Below are 3102 nucleotides of genomic sequence, written 5' to 3' on the forward strand. Positions count from 1 at the left end.
TCGCCGGCCGCCTTCGGCGGTCCTGGACTCCGGACCAGATCGAGAAAAGATTTGGCTGGCTATCGGGGCGGCGGCCCGGGTGTGGCGCAGCGGAATCCTGCTGGGTCTAATGGGGCTTTGGGGGTGGAGGGGTGGCCCTTCGGGCCACTTACCATCCACAGGGACGATGCCGTTCGCTCACCGCGAAAATAGCCTCTGACCTGCACCTATAGGTGGCTAGGTATCCGTTCGAGGGCGTAGAATCAGACCCATCACGACACACCTATGAAGGGAGGGATCACGATGAGTCTCGAGCACGATGTCGCCCACTGGGGCACCAACCCCGGTGGTGCGATCGACGCCGCACTCGCTGCCATCGAGTCCTCCCTCCACGACCTCCTCGCGAGCGACCCTGCCTACTGGCGCACCGGCCAGAAGAAGGACCTGCTGGCCCGCCTGGAGACCATCCAGGCCCAGCAGGCCGCCCTGAAGCTCCGAGTGTTGGCCACGGCCGGTGATATCGCCGAGGAGACCGGCGACAAGGACGCCTCCGCCTGGATGCGCGCCGAACTCCTCCTCGACAAAGCCGTGGCCCGATCCCAGATCAAACTCGCCAGCAGTGTCGCGAAGTACCACCTCGTCGCCGAGGGTCTTGCTGCCGGTGTCGTCGCCCCGGACAAGGCCCGGGTCATCACGAAGGCCCTCGACAAGATCGAGGCCGACCCGGTCGCCAGCGCCGAAGACCTGGCCCTGGCCGAGAAGCTCCTGGTCGACTACGCCACCAGGCTCACCGCGAACGAACTGGCGATCGGCGGCCGAAAGATCCTGGCCGAGATCGACCCCGCCCGGTTCGAAGACGCCGAAGCCCAGGCCCTCCTCGCTGAGGAGGAACGGGCCCAGCAGAGGACCGCGTTGCGGGTGTGGGACAACCACGACGGGACCGTCGGGTTCGACGGTGTCTTGCCGGTCTCGATCGGGATGCGGTTCAAGCGGCTAGTTGAGGCCTACGCCCAACCCCGCAAACAGCAGCTCGTCGGCAAGGGTGCCTCGTTGCCGCCGTGGGAGCGGTTGATGGGGCAGGGGTTCTCGCGGCTCTTGGAGACCATCGACCCCACCACCCTGCCCCGCCACGGCGGCGACGCCACCGTGGTCAACGTGGTGATCTCCCTCGAGGAGCTTCGCAAGGACCTCGGCACCGCCACCCTGGGCTATGACGAGACCAACGGCACCACCATCACCGCCGCCGAAGCCCGACGGATGGCCTGCAACGCCACCATCATCCCCTGGGTGTTGGGCGGTGATGGTGAGGTCCTCGACGCCGGCCGGGCCAGCAGGTTCTTCCAACCCATCCAACGCAAAGCACTCCGACTGCAGGCCAAGTGCTGCCAAGCCGAAGGATGCGACATGCCACCCGAATGGTGCGACGCCCACCACCTCGACCCCTGGGCTGCGGGAGGCAAGACCGACCTCAAGGACGGGGCGTTGTTGTGCCAGCATCACCACCGCCTGGCCCACACCCCGGCGTACCTCCATGAACGACTACCGGACGGCACCATCCGGTTCACCCGCCGCCCCTAAACAGTCGGCAGAGCGGCGCGCTCCGCAGGCGGGGCCGTGGCAGCACGACCCCGCAGCGCCAGCCATCCCGCGAGCGCGACGACGAGAAGCATGACCACGTTGTGGGCGTACTTCGGGCCCGGCGCGACATCGCCGATGAGTGGGAAGTAGGTGAACGCCAACAAGCCCCGCTCGACAAGGTACGCAGCGCCGATCGTCGCCGCGTGCCGAACCGTCCACACCCTCGTCCGGGCGGCCAGCAGGATCAGGACGCCGAACACGGCTGTGGTGGTGGTCGCGATGGCCACGCCCAGCCAGGTCGCGGGGGTCATATCCGGGACGAGCGCGAAGACCAGTGCGGTGACGAAGAGAGCCCAGAGCGGCACTTCACCTGCCGCGGCCCGATGGCTGGCCGTCTGTGCTCGCCGGCCGAGGACGACGGCGAGGAGAAGCAGGACGACGATCACTCCGGCCGTGGCGAGCAGCTGGGCCGGGCTCCCGGAGCGCGACTCCGGGTCGGTGAGGATGAACAACGCCGCGATGACGTACGCGACCGCAGCGAGAGCGGTGCCGATGGGGCCCAGCCACGGCTTTCGGGCGCGGTTCGGCACCCAGGCCTCGGCCAGCGCGACGGGCGCGGCGAAGCTGAAGATCACGTGCCCGATGATGAAGGAGTAGGCGTTGTAGCCGCTGAATCCCAACGACGGGATCAGGGTCGGTTCCCGGTTCTCCTCCCATCCCGCGTAGCCGCCGTAGTCGGCGCTGAACAGCGACTGGTCGATGAGGCCCGCCTCCGCCACCCCCAGAGCCGCGAAGATGAGCAGCAGGCTCGGCCAGCCCCAGCCGAGGCGGCGCACCAGCTCCCGGGCCAGCAGCGCCGGAGCACCGTAGAGGGCCCCGAAGAAGACCAGCGCGAACGCGATTCCGCCGACGTTGCCCGTGCTGTCGCCGTACGCCGCCAGCAGCTCGGCCCCGATCCCGCACAGCACCAGGAGACCCGTGACCTGGAGGACCTTGCTCCGGTCGCGGCGAGGTCGCTCACCGGCTGTCCCCACCGGCGACCGTCGTGCCACCAGCCACTGGACCAAGGCGTACGTCGCGGCAGCCAGCCCCACCACCTGGACCCAGCGCGCCACGGCAACCGGCAGCCCGCGGTCACCGATCAGGTCCGGCCCGAGTCCTGCACCGAGCGACGCGACCGTCACGACGGCGACCGCGACCAGACCGAGGACCGCGCCGGTACTACCCCGCCACCACCAGCTCACCCCTGCCGCGACCAGCAGGATCGGCACCCCTGGCGTGATCCGGATGCCACCATCCGCCGTCGGCGGGCCGACGACACCCAGTCCGAGCAGACCGACTGCGGCGACCAGGAGCGCTACCGGGACCATCTGTTGCCGACGCATGAGTCCAGGCTAGAAACGAGCCGGCGTCGCGGCATCGTCCTTCCGTCGCGACCTCACTCGACTTTGGTCGCGCCGAGTCGGCTCATCCTGACCGACTCCCCCGCCGAGTCGGCTCATCCTGACCGACTCCCCCACCGAGTCGGCTCATCCTGACCGACTC

General features: G+C 68.8%; 2 protein-coding genes. One reads left to right on the plus strand and one right to left on the minus strand.

The window, feature by feature from the left end; all coding sequences use genetic code 11:
- Positions 1-282 precede the first annotated feature (282 nt).
- A complete protein-coding gene (locus tag ACIRON_RS17420) occupies positions 283-1557 on the plus strand; it encodes a DUF222 domain-containing protein (RefSeq protein WP_402993769.1) in 1275 nt (424 codons plus the stop codon).
- On the opposite strand, the gene ACIRON_RS17425 is transcribed toward ACIRON_RS17420, so the two are convergent.
- Positions 1554-2942, minus strand: a complete 1389-nt coding sequence (locus ACIRON_RS17425; RefSeq protein ID WP_402993771.1) for a hypothetical protein — start codon at positions 2940-2942, stop codon at positions 1554-1556. The genes ACIRON_RS17420 and ACIRON_RS17425 overlap by 4 nt on opposite strands.
- Positions 2943-3102: the final 160 nt, after the last annotated feature.

The organism is Nocardioides sp. NPDC101246 (assembly GCF_044767415.1).
In the GTDB taxonomy this organism is placed as follows: Bacteria; Actinomycetota; Actinomycetes; order Propionibacteriales; family Nocardioidaceae; genus Nocardioides.